This is a genomic window from Methylomonas sp. TEB (assembly GCF_047777895.1).
Classification (GTDB): domain Bacteria; phylum Pseudomonadota; class Gammaproteobacteria; order Methylococcales; family Methylomonadaceae; genus Methylomonas.
Map to the genome: position 1 here is coordinate 990,965 of NZ_CP180476.1, position 14,919 is coordinate 1,005,883.

At 54.6% G+C, this 14,919-nt stretch carries 18 protein-coding genes; 14 read left to right on the top strand and 4 right to left on the bottom strand.

Translation table 11 applies throughout. The features are described 5' to 3' along the window. Position 1: 1 nt before the first annotated feature. Positions 2 to 1,309: a M18 family aminopeptidase gene (locus tag ACMXD4_RS04530; RefSeq protein ID WP_084153312.1), complete on the bottom strand. Its 1,308-nt coding sequence runs from the start codon at positions 1,307 to 1,309 to the stop codon at positions 2 to 4. Further along, positions 1,306 to 1,698, bottom strand: coding sequence for a peptide-methionine (R)-S-oxide reductase MsrB (gene msrB / locus ACMXD4_RS04535; protein WP_033157163.1), 393 nt, complete (start codon positions 1,696 to 1,698; stop codon positions 1,306 to 1,308). Before msrB ends, ACMXD4_RS04530 begins: the two co-directional genes overlap by 4 nt. 205 nt (positions 1,699 to 1,903) lie before the next feature. Between msrB and ACMXD4_RS04540 the strand changes: the two genes are divergently transcribed. Next, complete coding sequence (locus ACMXD4_RS04540; protein WP_171696460.1) at positions 1,904 to 3,181, top strand: NAD(P)/FAD-dependent oxidoreductase; 1,278 nt, start codon at positions 1,904 to 1,906, stop codon at positions 3,179 to 3,181. A gap of 8 nt (positions 3,182 to 3,189) precedes the next feature. Further along, complete coding sequence (locus ACMXD4_RS04545; protein ID WP_415879986.1) at positions 3,190 to 3,315, top strand: hypothetical protein; 126 nt, start codon at positions 3,190 to 3,192, stop codon at positions 3,313 to 3,315. Between the two features lie 176 nt (positions 3,316 to 3,491). On the opposite strand, the gene ACMXD4_RS04550 is transcribed toward ACMXD4_RS04545, so the two are convergent. Continuing rightward, positions 3,492 to 4,289, bottom strand: a complete 798-nt coding sequence (locus tag ACMXD4_RS04550; protein ID WP_171696459.1) for a hypothetical protein — start codon at positions 4,287 to 4,289, stop codon at positions 3,492 to 3,494. A gap of 43 nt (positions 4,290 to 4,332) precedes the next feature. Then, positions 4,333 to 5,190, bottom strand: a complete 858-nt coding sequence (locus tag ACMXD4_RS04555) for an ion transporter (protein WP_415879987.1) — start codon at positions 5,188 to 5,190, stop codon at positions 4,333 to 4,335. A 216-nt stretch (positions 5,191 to 5,406) separates the two neighbouring features. On the opposite strand from ACMXD4_RS04555, the gene nifE reads away from it, so the two are divergent. The 12 genes from nifE to ACMXD4_RS04615 all read left to right on the top strand — a co-directional run bounded on the left by nifE (position 5,407) and on the right by ACMXD4_RS04615 (position 14,765). Further along, on the top strand, positions 5,407 to 6,849 hold the full coding sequence (nifE, locus tag ACMXD4_RS04560) for a nitrogenase iron-molybdenum cofactor biosynthesis protein NifE (protein WP_033157159.1): 1,443 nt from the start codon (positions 5,407 to 5,409) through the stop codon (positions 6,847 to 6,849). Position 6,850: 1 nt separating this feature from the next. Next, a complete protein-coding gene (gene nifN / locus ACMXD4_RS04565) occupies positions 6,851 to 8,248 on the top strand; it encodes a nitrogenase iron-molybdenum cofactor biosynthesis protein NifN (RefSeq protein WP_415879988.1) in 1,398 nt (465 codons plus the stop codon). A gap of 44 nt (positions 8,249 to 8,292) precedes the next feature. Then, complete coding sequence (nifX, locus tag ACMXD4_RS04570; RefSeq protein WP_415879989.1) at positions 8,293 to 8,724, top strand: nitrogen fixation protein NifX; 432 nt, start codon at positions 8,293 to 8,295, stop codon at positions 8,722 to 8,724. Positions 8,725 to 9,071: 347 nt separating this feature from the next. Further along, the gene (locus ACMXD4_RS04575) at positions 9,072 to 9,545 is read left to right on the top strand and encodes a NifX-associated nitrogen fixation protein (protein WP_033157156.1); all 474 of its coding nucleotides are present in this window, start codon (positions 9,072 to 9,074) and stop codon (positions 9,543 to 9,545) included. 8 nt (positions 9,546 to 9,553) lie between these two features. Beyond that, complete coding sequence (locus ACMXD4_RS04580) at positions 9,554 to 9,769, top strand: CCE_0567 family metalloprotein (RefSeq protein ID WP_020484884.1); 216 nt, start codon at positions 9,554 to 9,556, stop codon at positions 9,767 to 9,769. Between the two features lie 9 nt (positions 9,770 to 9,778). Next, positions 9,779 to 10,096 (top strand): ferredoxin III, nif-specific, encoded by a 318-nt coding sequence (fdxB, locus tag ACMXD4_RS04585; RefSeq protein ID WP_171696455.1) that lies wholly within the window; start codon positions 9,779 to 9,781, stop codon positions 10,094 to 10,096. A gap of 754 nt (positions 10,097 to 10,850) precedes the next feature. After that, positions 10,851 to 11,174 carry a (2Fe-2S) ferredoxin domain-containing protein gene (locus ACMXD4_RS04590; protein ID WP_020484886.1) on the top strand — a complete coding sequence of 108 codons (324 nt, stop codon included), beginning with the start codon at positions 10,851 to 10,853 and terminating at the stop codon, positions 11,172 to 11,174. 3 nt (positions 11,175 to 11,177) lie between these two features. Next, positions 11,178 to 11,684 carry a hypothetical protein gene (locus tag ACMXD4_RS04595; protein ID WP_205453407.1) on the top strand — a complete coding sequence of 169 codons (507 nt, stop codon included), beginning with the start codon at positions 11,178 to 11,180 and terminating at the stop codon, positions 11,682 to 11,684. After that, positions 11,681 to 12,061: a hypothetical protein gene (locus ACMXD4_RS04600; protein WP_205453408.1), complete on the top strand. Its 381-nt coding sequence runs from the start codon at positions 11,681 to 11,683 to the stop codon at positions 12,059 to 12,061. The genes ACMXD4_RS04595 and ACMXD4_RS04600 overlap by 4 nt, the downstream gene beginning before the upstream one ends. A gap of 9 nt (positions 12,062 to 12,070) precedes the next feature. Continuing rightward, positions 12,071 to 13,033 carry a Rossmann-like domain-containing protein gene (locus ACMXD4_RS04605; protein WP_415879990.1) on the top strand — a complete coding sequence of 321 codons (963 nt, stop codon included), beginning with the start codon at positions 12,071 to 12,073 and terminating at the stop codon, positions 13,031 to 13,033. Positions 13,034 to 13,036: 3 nt separating this feature from the next. After that, positions 13,037 to 13,489 carry a hypothetical protein gene (locus ACMXD4_RS04610; protein WP_033157151.1) on the top strand — a complete coding sequence of 151 codons (453 nt, stop codon included), beginning with the start codon at positions 13,037 to 13,039 and terminating at the stop codon, positions 13,487 to 13,489. Between the two features lies 1 nt (position 13,490). Next, positions 13,491 to 14,765, top strand: coding sequence for a (Fe-S)-binding protein (locus ACMXD4_RS04615; protein WP_415879991.1), 1,275 nt, complete (start codon positions 13,491 to 13,493; stop codon positions 14,763 to 14,765). The last annotated feature ends 154 nt before the right edge of the window (positions 14,766 to 14,919 follow it).

Below are 14,919 nucleotides of genomic sequence, written 5' to 3' on the forward strand. Positions count from 1 at the left end.
ATTATCGGTTGCTGAAAAATCCCCGCAAGGCCCGAATCATATAGGCATGGTCGAGTACGCCGGCACTCTCGCGAATGCTGTGCATGGCCCACATAGGGGAGCCGACATCGACACTGCGGATGCCTAATTTCGCCGACGCTATCGGGCCTATCGTACTGCCGCAAGGTAGGTCGCCGTGATGCGCGTATTTTTGATAAGGCACGCCGGCTTGCTGGCAAACGCGGATGAAAGTCGCCTCTGAAATGCATTCGGAGGCATAACGATGGTTAACATTTACCTTGATGACCGGCCCATGGTTGACGATAACTTTGTGGCCGGGTTCGTAGGCGCCGGGAAAGTTGGGTTGATAGGCATGCGCCATATCCGCGCTAACCATAAAACTATTAGCTAGCGAACGCCGGTAGTCGTCCGGGTTACTGCCTACCGCATTGGCGATACGCTCAAGCACATCCGGCAGGAAACTGCCAGCCGCGCCTTTGCAGCTTTCGCTGCCGATTTCCTCGTGATCGAAAAACGCGCAGACCAGAGTGCTCTCGGTATCCAGTGTCGGTGCATCCAGCAAAGCCGTCAGTCCGGCATGGCAAGACGCCAAATTATCCAATTGGCTATCGGCATAAAACAGTTGCTCATCACCCCACAGACTGCCTTTCTGGGTGTCGTAGGCATTGAGCTCCCAACTTAAAATTCGCTCGGCGGCAATGTTGCCGGCTTGTTCCAGCAATTGCCGAAACCGGTCGGCGGGTAATTGTTGCTCGACACTGGCTGAAAAAATTAGCGGCAACTCACTTTGTTTTTTTAGCTTCAGGCCGTCTTCGTTGACGCTGCGGTTCATATGAATCGCCAGATTCGGCAGACGCAGCAACGGTTCTTCAAATCGCAGTAGCCGGCTGGCAATGTTGCCGTTTTTATCCAGATAGGCAATACGGCCGGCCAGACTCAGATCACGGTCAGTAAACGTAGCGAGAATTGGCCCGCCGTATACTTCCACGGCCAGCCGCAGCAATTTGTCCGAGTCGATCAGCGGCTGCGGTTTGACGCGCAGCCCCGGCGAATCGGTATGGGCGCCGAGTATTTTGAAGCCGGTTTCCGCCAAGGCTTGTTTGCCGATGACAAATGCGGCGATGGAAGAATCGTCTCTGATCACATAATAGCGACCACCGCTAACCAATGACCATGTGTTGCTTTCTTGGATGCGTTGGAACTGATGCGCCTGCAAGCGTTCTTCTATGCTGGCCACCGCATGCCAAGGGCTGGGGCTGGCGTCGATGAAGTCCAGCAAATCTTGCACTTGTTGCTGAGCGGAGATCATGATTTTTCCAGTGTCAGCGCCACGGAATTAATGCAATAGCGCAGGCCTGTTGGTTGCGGTCCGTCTTCGAATACATGGCCAAGGTGAGCGCCACAGGACTGGCAGGTCACTTCAATTCGCCGCATGCCGTGGCTGTTATCGGGGTGCTGATCCAGGCTTTCCGAGTTCAGCGGATTCCAAAAACTGGGCCAGCCGCAGCCGGAATGGAATTTATGTTCAGAAGTAAACAGGGCGTGACCGCAGCAGACACAGCGGTACACGCCGGCTTCGTCACAATCGGTATATTTGCCGGTAAAGGGCGGCTCGGTACCTTTTTCCCGGCAGACATGATATTGCTCGGGAGTTAGCTTCTCGCGCCAGGCTTGTTCAGTATCGTGTTTCTCGGTCATGGTAGTGTTCCGCATGCTGTAATTAGTGGGCATTGTACCCAGTCTACCTCGGCATCAAAAGCAATCAAAAGCCGGGAATATTTCAGTTCATTGCATCAGGAGGTCCTAATGTTCTTGAGCCGTAAGGTTTTGAAGCATATAACACCACTATAAAAATAATTAATATGCAGAGTGTGTTCATCTAAACAGCAGCGAGGAGAAGGTCATGGCAAGAATTGTAGTGTTGGGTGCGGGGATCGGCGGTGTGCCGATGGCTTACGAAATGAAGGAAACAGTGGGGAATGCGCATGAAGTCGTGGTGATTTCCGATTCGCCGACTTTCCACTTTGTGCCGTCCAATCCCTGGGTGCCGCCGAAATGGCGCAAACCGGAGGATTTGAAAATCGAGCTGGCGCCGGTGATGGCGAAAAAAGGCATCAACTTCATTCAAAAGGCCGCGACCAAAGTCGATCCGGCCAACAACAAAATTGATCTGGCGGATGGCTCTTCGGTTGAATACGACTATTTGATTATCGCCACTGGTCCACGCCTGGCCTTCGATGAAGTACCGGGTTTGGGGCCGCACGGTGGGCATACCTCGTCGGTCTGCCATGTCGATCATGCTGCATTGGCTGCCGAGGATTGGGACAAATTTATGGCCGATCCCGGTCCAATTGTCGTTGGCGCGGTGCAAGGAGCGTCCTGTTTCGGCCCGGCTTACGAATATCTGATGATTCTGGAAACCGAACTGCGTAAACGCAAAATCCGCGACAAAGTGCCGATGACTTTTGTCACCTCCGAGCCATATATCGGCCACCTGGGCCTCGGCGGGGTCGGCGACACCAAAGGCTTGCTGGAAAGCGCGCTGCGCGACAAGACCATTAGATGGATCGCCAACGCCAAAGTGGATCGCATCGAAGCCGGCATGATGTATGTCACCGAAGTGGATGAAGACGGTAACGACAAGAAAAAACATGAAGTGCCGTTCAAGCATTCGATGATGCTGCCGGCGTTTACCGGCGTAGATGCGGTGCGCCATTGCGGCGCGGAAGGTTTGACCAATCCCCGCGGTTTCGTGATTGTCGATCAATATCAACGTAATCCCACCTACAAAAACATTTACTCGGTCGGGGTCTGCATCGCCTTGCCGCCGGTGGAAAAAACTCCGGTGCCGACCGGTACCCCTAAAACCGGTTACATGATCGAATCCATGGTGACGGCTACCGCCCACAACATCCGCGACGAACTGGCCGGCAAACAGCCGTCGGACATGCCGAGTTTAAGCGCTTTGTGCCTGGCGGACTTGGGCGACACCGGCGTGGCGTTCTTGGCCGTGCCGCAAATCCCGCCCCGAAATACCACTTGGTCCAACCATGGCAAATGGGTGCATCTTGCCAAAATCGGTTTTGAGAAATACTTCATGCGCAAGATTAAAAACGGCATCAGCGAGCCGTTTTACGAACGCATGATCTTGAAATTCCTCGGCGTGGTGCGTTTGAAATAGCAGGCTATATGTCTATTGATCGTCTGGTAATGGCGTTTGCCGGCTCGTTCGTTCTGATCAGTCTGGCGCTGCGCTGGCGCACTGGCATTCGCCGAATGGGCTGTGGTTTACCGCGTTTGTGGGGGCTAATTTAGTGCAAGCGTCGTTCAGTGGTTTTTGACCGCTAGCGATTATTTTGAAGAAGCTTGGGTTTAAATCGGGCTGTGCATTCTGATAGCTTGGGTCAAAGTGCCGGATCGTTGCCAGACGGCGATTCGGCTGTTTTCTGTTCGGCCTAATCAAACTTAGTCCTCGCACAGAGCATAGCGGTCTACTTTAAATAGGCCGCTACTGTTCGCGACTCCCAACCCCCTTCCGGCAATTCACCCGGTGGATTGACCAGCCAATCCCAACAGGCCAATTGATCGGCATTTTGAAGATAGTCACTCAAAACGGGCCGGTAATCCGTTCGATCAAGCAAGCCGGCGCGGCTATGGCGTTGATCCGCAATTTCCGTGATCAGACAAACCGGCGTTTGCCAGCTATCCAGCCAATATAGGTGGGCAAGCATCAAGGCCTGGCCGAAAGCTTCCAATTGTCGTGGCTCGGCGGCGGTATTTGCCAACCAGTCCAGCGGAAGCAGAGGCAATTGTGTCAGGCAATTGACCGACGCGACCCAACGCGGTTTGACCGCTAACTTGGGCGCTATCGGATTCTGCACCAACGCTGCTGGCGGGATTTGCCGATGCTGAGCCAGCCAGTTCACGATGCCGGTGGCGTCATGCGGACAACAAAACACTCGGTTTGGCCAACATTTGGTAAGGCGTCGGCTTGGGTAACTAAAGGCGATGTCCAACAACACTATCTGATCGAAATGCTGCAATAACTCGGCGATGGGTAGATCGTGTGCGCTGCCACCGCCGATAATCAGGGCGCCACCACCCGTATCGCCTAGCAATTGTGCGGCACTCAGCAAAGCCTGCTGAGTGGCTTGGATATGCGGTCGCCAAGCTTGGCGACAGCGGCGGTGCCTGACTTGCAAAGCGGCCATTTCCCGAGCGTAACCCAATAAGCGCGCTTGGCGGCTGGCGGTGCGCACGCCCAAATAATGCCAAAACTCTTCCAGCATTAGCTGTGTTGCGTTACAAGTAGTTTAAGGGATAGCGCAGCCACTATTCGTCCAAGCGATGCCCGCAATACTTGCAATGCGCCGCGTCGAAATCGTGGCTGGCGGCGCCGCAATCCGGGCAGGCGCGGTTATCCAGATTCTGGTTTTTGCGGGTGTTGAGCAATTCGGCGCTATAAATGCCGGTCGGCACGGCGATAATGCCGTAGCCCATGATCATAATGGTAGAAGCGATCATCTGCCCGAACGGTGTTTTCGGCGCGATGTCACCATACCCGACCGTGGTGATGGTGACAATGGCCCAGTACACGGCTTTGGGAATACTGGTAAAGCCAGCGGTCGGACCTTCGACGACATACATCAAGGTGCCGAACACCACGACCAGGGTCAGCACCGCGTATAAGAACACGGTGATTTTTCGTACGCTATTAACCAAAGCCACCACCAGAATGTCGGCTTCTTCCAGATATTCGGAAAGCTTTAGCACCCGGAAAATCCGTAATAGCCGCAAAATCCGCAAAGTCAGCATGTATTCCGCGCCGGGTAGCAGCAAACCCAGATAAGCCGGCAGTATCGACAACAAGTCTACAATGCCGAAAAAGCTGCGGGCATACAGCCAAGGGCGACGTACGCATATCAAACGCAGCGCGTATTCCAACGTAAACAAACCGGTAAACAGCCATTCCGCCCAGAACAGCGCCGTCGCGTAACGTTGTTGAAAATCGGCCACGCTGTCCAGCATCACTACCACGATGCTCAGCAAAATCGCCACGATCAAGGCGATATCGAAGCGCCGCCCGGCGGCGGTTTCCGAACCAAACACAATTTGGTTCAGCGCCTCGCGCCACGCGGAAAGTGTCGTGCCTTGATTGTAGCGGTGCTGGCGTTTGGGCTTAGCGGTCATGGTTCTCGATGGTGAACGGTAGGGGAGTGCTGCTTGGCGGGCAAAGTATAAATCCGCTCCCGGAGGTCGGGCTAACTCAGACAATATTTTGTTTGGCGCCAGCGGTCGATTGTCGGGTTTGCTACAAATGAGCTTGGCTCAAAGCATAGAAAATTCAAGCGCTTATAAGTTGGCACAACCGTTGCAAAAGCATTATTAAAAACGTGAGGTTGTGTTATGAAATCGACCAAAGATATTGCGGAACTGCTGGACGAACCGGCTTGCGAGCACAACAAGAAGGAAAAGTCCGGCTGCGCCAAACCTAAACCCGGCTCGGCGGCGGGCGGTTGTGCCTTCGATGGAGCACAGATTGCACTATTACCGATCGCCGACGTCGCCCATATTGTTCACGGCCCTATCGCCTGTGCCGGTTCTTCCTGGGACAACCGCGGCACCCGTTCTTCCGGCTCGGAATTATACCGAATCGGTATGACCACTGATTTGACCGAACAAGACGTGGTGATGGGGCGTAGCGAAAAACGCCTGTTCCATGCGATCAAACAAGCCATCGAAACCTACAATCCGCCGGCGGTGTTTATCTACAACACTTGCGTACCGGCTCTGGTGGGCGACGACATCAACGCGACTTGCAAATCCGCCGCCGAACGCTGGGGCGTGCCGGTCGTACCTATTGATTGCGCCGGCTTCTACGGCACCAAAAACCTGGGTAACCGCATCGCCGGCGACGCGATGGTCAATCACGTGATCGGCACCCGCGATCCTGATCCGTTGCCGCCCGGCACCGAGCGCCCCGGTATCAAGGTACATGACGTGAATCTGGTGGGCGAATACAACATCGCCGGCGAGTTTTGGCACGTGCTACCGCTACTCGACGAAATGGGCTTGCGCGTATTGTGTACCTTGTCCGGCGACGCCCGCTTCCGCGAAGTGCAAACCATGCATAAAGCCGAAGTCAATATGATGGTGTGCTCTAAGGCCATGGTCAACGTGGCCCGTAAACTACAACAAAGCTATGGCACGCCGTGGTTCGAAGGCAGTTTTTACGGCATCACCGATACCAGCCAGGCTTTGCGCGATTTCGCCAGAGTCATCAACGATCCTGATTTAATCGAACGCACCGAAGCCATCATTGCCCGCGAGGAAAACCGCATCCGCGAAGCGCTAGCGCCCTGGCGAGAAAGGCTAAAAGGCAAGCGGGTATTGTTGTTTACCGGCGGCGTGAAAAGCTGGTCGGTGATCTCGGCACTGCAGGATTTGGGTATGGTGGTGGTGGCTACTGGCACCAAGAAATCTACTGAAGAAGACAAAGCGCGGATTCGCGAACTGATGGGCGAAGACACGCTGATGATCGAAGACGGCAGCCCGAAAGCCTTGTTAAAAGTCGTTGCCGACTACAAAGCCGACATCCTGATCGCCGGCGGCCGGAATATGTACACCGCGTTGAAAGCGCGGATTCCGTTCCTGGACATCAATCAAGAGCGCGAGTTCGGTTACGAAGGTTATCAAGGCATGCTGGAACTGGTCCGGCAATTGGCTTTGACTTTGGAAAGCCCGGTTTGGGAAGCCGTGCGGGCCACGCCGCCCTGGCGCACCGGAGGCCTGAAAAAATCGGCCACTATCGAGGCGCCAGCAGAGCCTTTAGCGGCTCAGGCGGCATAGCATGGCCGACATCGTCAAACGCAATAAAGCCCTGTCGGTCAATCCGCTAAAGGCCAGTCAACCTACCGGCGGTTCCTTGGCCTGCCTGGGTTTTGACCGGGCGATTCCGATGCTGCACGGCTCGCAAGGTTGCACGGCGTTTGCCAAGGTGTTTTTCGTGCGGCATTTCCGAGAGCCGATTCCGCTGCAAACCACCGCGATGGATCAAGCTAGCTCCGTGTTGGGTGCCGACGAGAACGTCATCGAAGGCATCAAAGCGATTGCCGAAAAATCCAACCCAGCTCTGATTGCGGTACTGACCACCGGTTTGGCGGAAACCCAAGGCTGCGACGTGCACCGCAATGTTCGCGAGTTTCGCGACCGTTATCCGGAATATGCCCACGTGGCGGTGGTCGCGGTGAACACGCCCGATTTCACCGGTTGTGTGGAAACCGGCTATGCGGCGACGATTTATGAAATCGTCAAAGCCTTGGTGCCCGATGCGCAAAGTGCCGGGACCAAGCCGGGCAATCGCCAGCGCCAGGTCAATTGTCTGGTCAGCCCTATGCTGACGCCTGGCGATCTGGAGGCTTTGCGCGATTTGATCGAACAGTTCAATTTACGCCCGGTGTTGGTGCCGGACTTATCCGACTCCCTGGACGGCAGCTTGACCGACGACGATTTTTCGCCGGTAACCATCGGCGGTACGCCAGTGTCCGAGTTGGCGACTTTGGGTGAAGCTAAAGCCAGCTTGATAATCGGCGCGTCCTTACGCAAGTCCGGTGAGCTGTTGCAGGAAAAAACCGGTGTCCCCAGTTTCTATTTTGACCATCTTTATGGCTTGCAGGCTAACGACGCCTTGATCACGACGCTGGCCGACATCAGCGAAATGCCGGTGCCGCAAAAGATCGAACGGCAGCGTGCGCAATTGCAAGACGCGATGCTGGATACCCATTTCATGCTCGGCCAACTGCGGGTGGCTATCGCTGCTGATCCGGATCAACTCAACGCCTTGATTCATCTGGTACAAGGCATGGGTGCGGAAGTGGTGACGGCCATCTGCGCCGGAAATACCCCGGTGCTGGCAACGGCACCGGTGGATAGTATCAAGATCGGCGACCTGGAAGATTTGGAAGTCATGGCCAAGGAGCGCAAGGCGCAATTGCTGATCGGTAACTCACACGCGGTCGCCAGCGCTGAACGCTTGGGGATACCGATACTGCGCATTGGCTTTCCGCTCTACGACATCATCGGTGGCTATCAAAAAACCTGGATAGGCTATCGCGGCACTCGGCAAACCTTGTTTGATTTAGCCAATTTGGTGATCAACTTTGCCCACGAGGAGATCGAGCCTTACTACTCGCCGTATGCGCAAAAACCCGAATCCGAACGTCAAGCGTGCTCGCCGTCATGTCATTAGCCCGCCGCATGCACGTTTTGCATACCCACGAACAGAGGATGCCTATGGAAACCGCTATTAAAGTCGCTTTTGCCACTACCGACATGGTGCACGTTGATCAGCATTTTGGCTCAGCCAAATCGTTTGCTGTCTACGCGGTGGATCCGGAACAGTTCGAATTCATGGAAGCTGCGCAATTTGGCGAACTCGCACAAGATGGTAACGAAGACAAGTTGTCGGTGAAGATTCAGTTGCTGGAAGGCTGCGCGGCCGTGTATTGCCTGGCGATTGGTGCTTCTGCAGTGAAACAAATCGTCGCGCAAGGCATTCAGCCGGTCAAAGTCCACGAAGGCAGCACCGTCAAGGATCTGATCGCGGATTTACAAGCCGAAATGAAAGCCGGCCCATCCAGTTGGCTGGCCAAAGCCATCAACCAACACAAAGGCCCCAATCCGGAGCGGTTTAACGCGATGGAAGAAGAGGGGTGGGATGAATGATTTTGCCGCGGTTACTTAACGGCCAGATTTTTGTGTCGCTGAAGCGACGACTAACTTTAATGTCGGTTCGCGGACCGACGACCGCGATACTTTTCTTTGCTTGTCCAAAGAAAAGTATCCAAAAGAAACGACACCCGAAATGCCGCTTTGATCCTGCGCGCCGAAGCGTTTATCGAGGGTCGGCAGAAGGGGCTTCCCAGCCCCTCCGCCGACGTGCGGCATCCTTGCCGCACCCCTTCGGGCAATTCTCGATAAACGCTTCGGTGCTCGGCGCGGCATACGGGGTTTAGCGCCTAGCGCGATTAAAAGTATTCAAATTGATTAAACACTAAATTAGGAGAACCACCATGGCTCAACCCGCATTAGTCGTCGAAGCAGGCGACCCGTTCATGAACTCGGAAATCGTCGTCGAGATGGTCAAACAACTGCGCGCACTCGATACCTATGACACTTATGAAGGCTGGTCGGAAGAAAAGATCATCGATCCTTTGGTGATGACCAAAGAACGCAAACGCGAGATACCGATTATCGGCGACCCGGATGAAATTACCTTGGCTCGCGTTAAAGCCTATTACAACTCAATCGCTTCGTTGATCGAGAAAAAAGGCGGTTTGATGGCCGTGCCGGTGATCAACATCACCCACGAAGGTTTCGGCCGGGCTTTGGTATTGGTCGGTAAATTGATCGTGGTGGATAAAGTCTTGCGCGACGTGCATCGTTTTGGTTTTCCCAGCCTGGAAGATTTGGCCGCCAAAACCGATGCAACCATTGAGAAAGCGCTGGGTTTGATCACAACGTATAGAGAAGTAGCCGAAGCTTGAGGTGTGCGATGAGCGACGAAGAACTGAAAGTATTGGAAAAAGACGTGAAGAAAGCCAAGCGTATTGCTAGCGAGGCGGCCTCGGTATTGCACGATTTGATCGAAGACAGATTGCCGGACGCCTATGGTGAGCTGATGGGTATTGCGCAAGCCACTTACGACGCCTGCAAAGCCTGGGATGATGCCAACAAGAAGTTCTTGGCTGCCAGCAAAGAAACGGCGTAGGAGACGATCATGAGCGAATTTGTAACCGGCGTGACCTTTGGCGGCACCGTCTGGACACCGTCCTATGTTACCGACATTAATCAGCGTACTTGTATCGGGTGCGGCCGTTGTTTCAAGGTTTGTCCGCGCGACGTATTTGATTTGGTCGAAAAAGACGAAGCGTTGTCGGCCGAAGATTTTGGCGACGATTACGGCGACTTTGAGGACGATGACGATAACAGCATGGTGATGAGCTTGAAAAATGCTGCCGACTGTATTGGTTGCGAGGCGTGCTCCAAGGTTTGTCCTAAGGATTGTTTTACGCATCAGCATAAGGCGGCGGCTTAGTTTGTGTCGCTGGCGCGACGGCCTTTTTAATGTCGGTTCTCGGACCGACAGCCGAGTGACTTTTCTTTGCTTGGCCAAAGAAAAGTCACCAAAAGAAAGGCCACCCCGATGCCGCTTTGATCCTGCGCGCCGCAGCGTTTATCGAGGGTCGGCAGAAGGGGCTTCCCAGCCCCTCCGCCGACGTGCGGCATCCCTGCCGCACCCCTTCGGGCTAATCTCGATAAACGCTGCGGTGCTCGGCGCGGCATAGGGGATCTGGCTTGTCCCGGAATTGCTAAGTTATTGGAGTTAATTCGGGGGTGAGCTGTCGCCAGCTGTTTTAGGTTCACAATGCTTTGTAAAAGCCCTTTTTAGTTTTCTGGTGCTGGATGTAAATCTAGGAGCATCGAGAGTAGAACGGTCGTCTCCCGTATGCCGCGCCGAGCACCGGAGCTTTTGAACGGACAAATCGGCAGGATAGCCGATTTGCATGCGCAGCACCCGAAGGGCGAGGCACATGGATGTGCCGAGTGAGCAGCCCGCAGGGGCGCCGCAGGGATGCGGCGCGTTGCCGAAGGGGCGGGGAGCCCCTTTCGGCAACCCCGTTCAAAAGCGAGGAGCGCAGGGAACAAGTGGCATCCGGGCCGCCTTTTCTTTGGATACTTTCTTTTGGCGGAGCAAAAGAAAGTGTCTCGGTTGTCGGTCCGAGAACCGACATCAATGAATTCGTCGCGATAGCGACACCAATTTTTCATATCAAAAAAGGAAAGCTATCATGCCTCGTCCCGATAAACACGTATTCGTCTGCACTCAAGCCCGTCCGCAAGGCCATCCGCGCGGCTCCTGTACCGCCAGTGGTTGTGCCGAGGTGATGAACGAGTTCATGAATCAAATTCAGGCCCGTAACCTGTTCGAGAAAATCGGCCTAACCAATACCGGTTGCATGGGCCCGTGCATGCTGGGGCCCAGCGTGTTGGTCTATCCGGAAGGGGTGATGTACGGCAAAGTCACCAAAGATGATGTCAAAACCATCATCGATCAGCATTTGTTGGGTGGCGAGCCGGTCGCCGCATTGGTTGCGCCTGCCGAGGTTTGGTAAACCATGAGTCAGCTCGGCTTTTTTGAAGAACGGGTGTTATTCAGTCCGGATGTGCCGGAAGAGGTGAATAAACTGTTGCAGATGGCGGTAGCGGCCAGTCATGCCGACAAGCCTTTGGCGGAAAAGTATTTCAGACAGGCGCAGGCTTTGGACGCTACTTGTCTGCAAACCTATTTTGCCTTGTATAAATTCTATTTTTACCAAGGCCGTTTGCTGGAAGCCGAGCTGGAAGTGATGGCGGCGCTAAACGAAGCGGCCCGGCAGGGCGGCTTTCCGGCCGACTATCGGCAGCTGGGCCGCGAGTTGGCGCAGTGGGATATGTATGCCAGCGAAGTGGCGCTGTTTTATCTCTACAGTTTAAAAGCGCTAGCCTTTATCAAACTGCGGCGGCAATTGGATGCGGAAGCCCAGTCCATACTGGTGTTGATGCGCGCGCTCGATCCGGAAGACCGTTCCGGTGCATCGGTGATTATGGATTTGGCCGACGCCGTGCTGGAGGATGCTGCATGACCAGCGAACGGGTTGCCGAGCAGGTCTCGGCACGGCGGGCTTTCGGCGAGACAGTCTGTCAACGCATTATAGAAAATATCGTCAAGCTGGGCTTTCCGCTGCAAACCGAACTCAGTTTGCCGAAATTCGATAGCGCCGAGTTCAGTTTAGTCACCGACCCGTTTACCCAAACCCAGGATTTGGTGGGTTATTGGTACAATGCCGGTAAGCAGCGCATCGGTCAGATTAAATTTCATGGCGACGGCAGTTTTTATGCCGAATACGATGTTGTGCAGCCGCACCCGACCAAAAAACAATGGTTCGTCGAGGCCATTAATGCTTGGGGTCAGCAAGACAACATCAAAACCGAAGCAAAATTGCTAGACATCCCGCAATAAGGGGGGGCAATGGCTAACCCAAAACGCTTGTACGAACTGCTGTTGGATTATTGCAGCAGCGATGCCGTGGTGGACAACCTGATGATCGGTTTGGTCTGGACTGTGTGCCAAAGTCAGGGCCGGGCGACCGCCGGCTTGGCGATGAGTCCGGGGCAGAACACGCGCACCTTGCCGTGGTCGGGCACCTTGGTGGGCAAACCGGTGACGGATTTAGCCGCCTGGATTACCGAATGGGAACCGTATAAAGCCACGGTTGCCATGGCAGCCATCAACAGTTGCATCAATGCTCGGCCTTTACCGGATTCGCTGGTGTTGGATAGTCACGACGAACACGCCAATCTGGCGGTGTTCGAGCATTTTTTGCCGCAGCTGAATGGCAAAAACGTGGTGGTGATCGGCCGTTATCCGGGCATCGAACGCTATCAAGACAAAATGCATTTAACCATTTTGGAGCGACAACCGTCCGCCGCCGATCTGCCGGATTCCGCGTGCGAGTTTTTATTGCCGCAAGCCGACTGGGTGTTTTTGACCGCCAGCAGTATTCCGAATAAAACCTTTCCGCGCTTGGTGGAGCTATCCTGTCACGCCAAAACCGTGTTGATGGGCCCCACCGTACCATGGCTGCCGCAGTTGCATGAGTTTGGCATCGATTATCTGGCCGGGGTGGAAATTATCGATCAGGAAGCCTTGTACCACACTGCGGCTCAGGGCGGCGGCGTGCGGATCTTTAATAACGGCTTACGCTACCGCGTGGCGGAACTGGCCCCGCAAAGCAGTATTAGCTGGTTGAAGCAGCAAATCGCCGATTGTTTTAACGAAAGAACCCAACTGACTGAAGCGATGGAGCAATGGTATCGCGACGGCAATAAGGCGCGCTTTCCGCAGTACTCGCTGTTGGACCAAATCAACAGCCGGCTGTCGCGCTTGGATAGCAGCTTTAAATCGCTGTGGGACAATTGTGCGCCTGGCTAAGCAATGAACAACGCAGTGCCGGAGGCGTTTAACAGCCACCGATTGTTATTGATGTACAAAGGCGATATCAGCGCTTTGACCTTGTTTGCCCAGCAGGCCGGCGGCAGCGTGTGCTTTCCGCAATCCTTGCCGCCGCTGTCGGTCGCTTTTGATGAAGATGCGACGGTAAACGACGGAAAAATCACCGTGCATCCGGCAACGCTGGTTAATGCCATCAATCGTCTGCTGGGGTTTGATAACGATTTACTCTATGCCGAAGCGGGTTTTAAGGAATACGTCGATACCCCAAAAGGCACCGTCACGGTGTATATGGCGCGTTTCAAACTGCTGGATCCGCCGCACCGCTTGATGCAGTCCTTGGGTTGCCAGATGCGCACCTTGCCGGAGTTACGTGGTCGCCCACCTGCCGAGATGGAATTGCTACGCCGGGCTTACACCAAAATGATGGAGGGCTAATATGTTCGATATGATGGATTTTGGCATCGGTGAATTCACGGGCGATAGCGGCTCGGGGTCGCCTGCACCCAACAGTCCGTATATCCCGGAAGCCAGTGAATGCATGCGCTGCGGCATGTGTGTCAGCAGCTGCCCGACCTTTCGTTTGTTCGAAATCGACGCCGAAACGCCCCGGCAACGCATCCGCACCATCAGCAAGATTTTGGTTGAGAATGCGCCGATTAGCGCCGAAGAGCGCGCCCATTTGGATAACTGTCTGCAATGTCGGGCCTGCGAAACTGCCTGTCCCAGCCGGATGAGTTACGGCGCCTTGTTCGATCAAGCTCGAGCGAAATTGCAGAAAGCCGCGGTCCGCCCTTGGTTAGCCAAGTTGGCGATGTACTTTATCGAACGCAAACGTCGGCGGCGGATGTTGTTGCCCATGCTGTCGTTATATTTACGTTCCGGTTTACGAAAACCGCTGAGAGCCAGCGGCTTGCTACGCAAATTAAAATTAGATACCGCCGAAAGTTTACTGAACGAGCCGGCCTTGGGCAGTTTGGCCGGGATTTATCCGGTCGGTAGGCGGCAGCGGCAGCGCGGGCGAGTGGCCTTGTTTACCGGCTGTCTGGCGGAACATTTTGACCGCGCCACGCAACGGGCTGCAATCAAACTACTCAATGCCATAGGCTACGAAGTCGTGGTCCCGGAGGGCCAAAGCTGCTGCGGGGCGATTCATCAGCATAACGGCTGTTCCGCGCAAGCCTTGAAAGAGAAAAATATCGAAGCGTTTTACCAATTGGAAGTGGACGCGGTGATCTACGTGGCCAGTGGCTGCGGCGCAATGTTGAGCGAGTACGAAGGCGATAATAGCGAAACCGCCGGTTGGTTTGCCAAGCGTTTGCAGGACATCAATGAATTTTTATTGGATCATTGGCCGAAGAACTTGGAGCCTGCCGCGTCCAATATGAATGTGGCGGTGCACGAGCCGTGCAGCCAACGCAATGTGTTGAAAAATGGCCGCGCCGTGCATGAGCTGCTGCGGAAAATCCCCGGTTTGAATATCGAAGCCCTGCCGGATAATCAACTCTGCTGCGGTGCCGGCGGCAGTTATATGCTCAGCCACCCGGACAATGCCCAGCAACTGCGCAACGCCAAGCGCCAAGCCATCGAAGGCTCCGGTGCGGATGTGGTGGTTAGCAGTAATTTCAGCTGTGCGTTTTACCTCAATGCTGATCGCGCCGAAACCGCGCGCAAGCTAGTGCATCCGATACGCTTGTTGGCGGACAGGCTGTAGGTTTACCACTTCATGCCTTGGCTTCATAGCCAATCTTGGCACTGTAGAGTCGGGTAGCTATCGGTAGATAGTCAAACCGCTTAGCCGAGACTACTCAGGTTGCAGTTTGCTAGGCGGGCTGGATCACTGGTAAAGTGGTTGCGCAACCTCTTCA

Excerpts from the sequence above, each read along its gene's own strand:
- ACMXD4_RS04530 (WP_084153312.1), bottom strand. The coding sequence starts at position 1,309 with ATGATCTCCGCTCAGCAACAAGTGCAAGATTTGCTGGACTTCATCGAC.
- msrB (WP_033157163.1), bottom strand. The coding sequence starts at position 1,698 with ATGACCGAGAAACACGATACTGAACAAGCCTGGCGCGAGAAGCTAACT.
- ACMXD4_RS04540 (WP_171696460.1), top strand. The coding sequence starts at position 1,904 with ATGGCAAGAATTGTAGTGTTGGGTGCGGGGATCGGCGGTGTGCCGATG.
- ACMXD4_RS04545 (WP_415879986.1), top strand. The coding sequence starts at position 3,190 with ATGTCTATTGATCGTCTGGTAATGGCGTTTGCCGGCTCGTTCGTTCTG.
- ACMXD4_RS04550 (WP_171696459.1), bottom strand. The coding sequence starts at position 4,289 with ATGCTGGAAGAGTTTTGGCATTATTTGGGCGTGCGCACCGCCAGCCGC.
- ACMXD4_RS04555 (WP_415879987.1), bottom strand. The coding sequence starts at position 5,190 with ATGACCGCTAAGCCCAAACGCCAGCACCGCTACAATCAAGGCACGACA.
- nifE (WP_033157159.1), top strand. The coding sequence starts at position 5,407 with ATGAAATCGACCAAAGATATTGCGGAACTGCTGGACGAACCGGCTTGC.
- nifN (WP_415879988.1), top strand. The coding sequence starts at position 6,851 with ATGGCCGACATCGTCAAACGCAATAAAGCCCTGTCGGTCAATCCGCTA.
- nifX (WP_415879989.1), top strand. The coding sequence starts at position 8,293 with ATGGAAACCGCTATTAAAGTCGCTTTTGCCACTACCGACATGGTGCAC.
- ACMXD4_RS04575 (WP_033157156.1), top strand. The coding sequence starts at position 9,072 with ATGGCTCAACCCGCATTAGTCGTCGAAGCAGGCGACCCGTTCATGAAC.
- ACMXD4_RS04580 (WP_020484884.1), top strand. The coding sequence starts at position 9,554 with ATGAGCGACGAAGAACTGAAAGTATTGGAAAAAGACGTGAAGAAAGCC.
- fdxB (WP_171696455.1), top strand. The coding sequence starts at position 9,779 with ATGAGCGAATTTGTAACCGGCGTGACCTTTGGCGGCACCGTCTGGACA.
- ACMXD4_RS04590 (WP_020484886.1), top strand. The coding sequence starts at position 10,851 with ATGCCTCGTCCCGATAAACACGTATTCGTCTGCACTCAAGCCCGTCCG.
- ACMXD4_RS04595 (WP_205453407.1), top strand. The coding sequence starts at position 11,178 with ATGAGTCAGCTCGGCTTTTTTGAAGAACGGGTGTTATTCAGTCCGGAT.
- ACMXD4_RS04600 (WP_205453408.1), top strand. The coding sequence starts at position 11,681 with ATGACCAGCGAACGGGTTGCCGAGCAGGTCTCGGCACGGCGGGCTTTC.
- ACMXD4_RS04605 (WP_415879990.1), top strand. The coding sequence starts at position 12,071 with ATGGCTAACCCAAAACGCTTGTACGAACTGCTGTTGGATTATTGCAGC.
- ACMXD4_RS04610 (WP_033157151.1), top strand. The coding sequence starts at position 13,037 with ATGAACAACGCAGTGCCGGAGGCGTTTAACAGCCACCGATTGTTATTG.
- ACMXD4_RS04615 (WP_415879991.1), top strand. The coding sequence starts at position 13,491 with ATGTTCGATATGATGGATTTTGGCATCGGTGAATTCACGGGCGATAGC.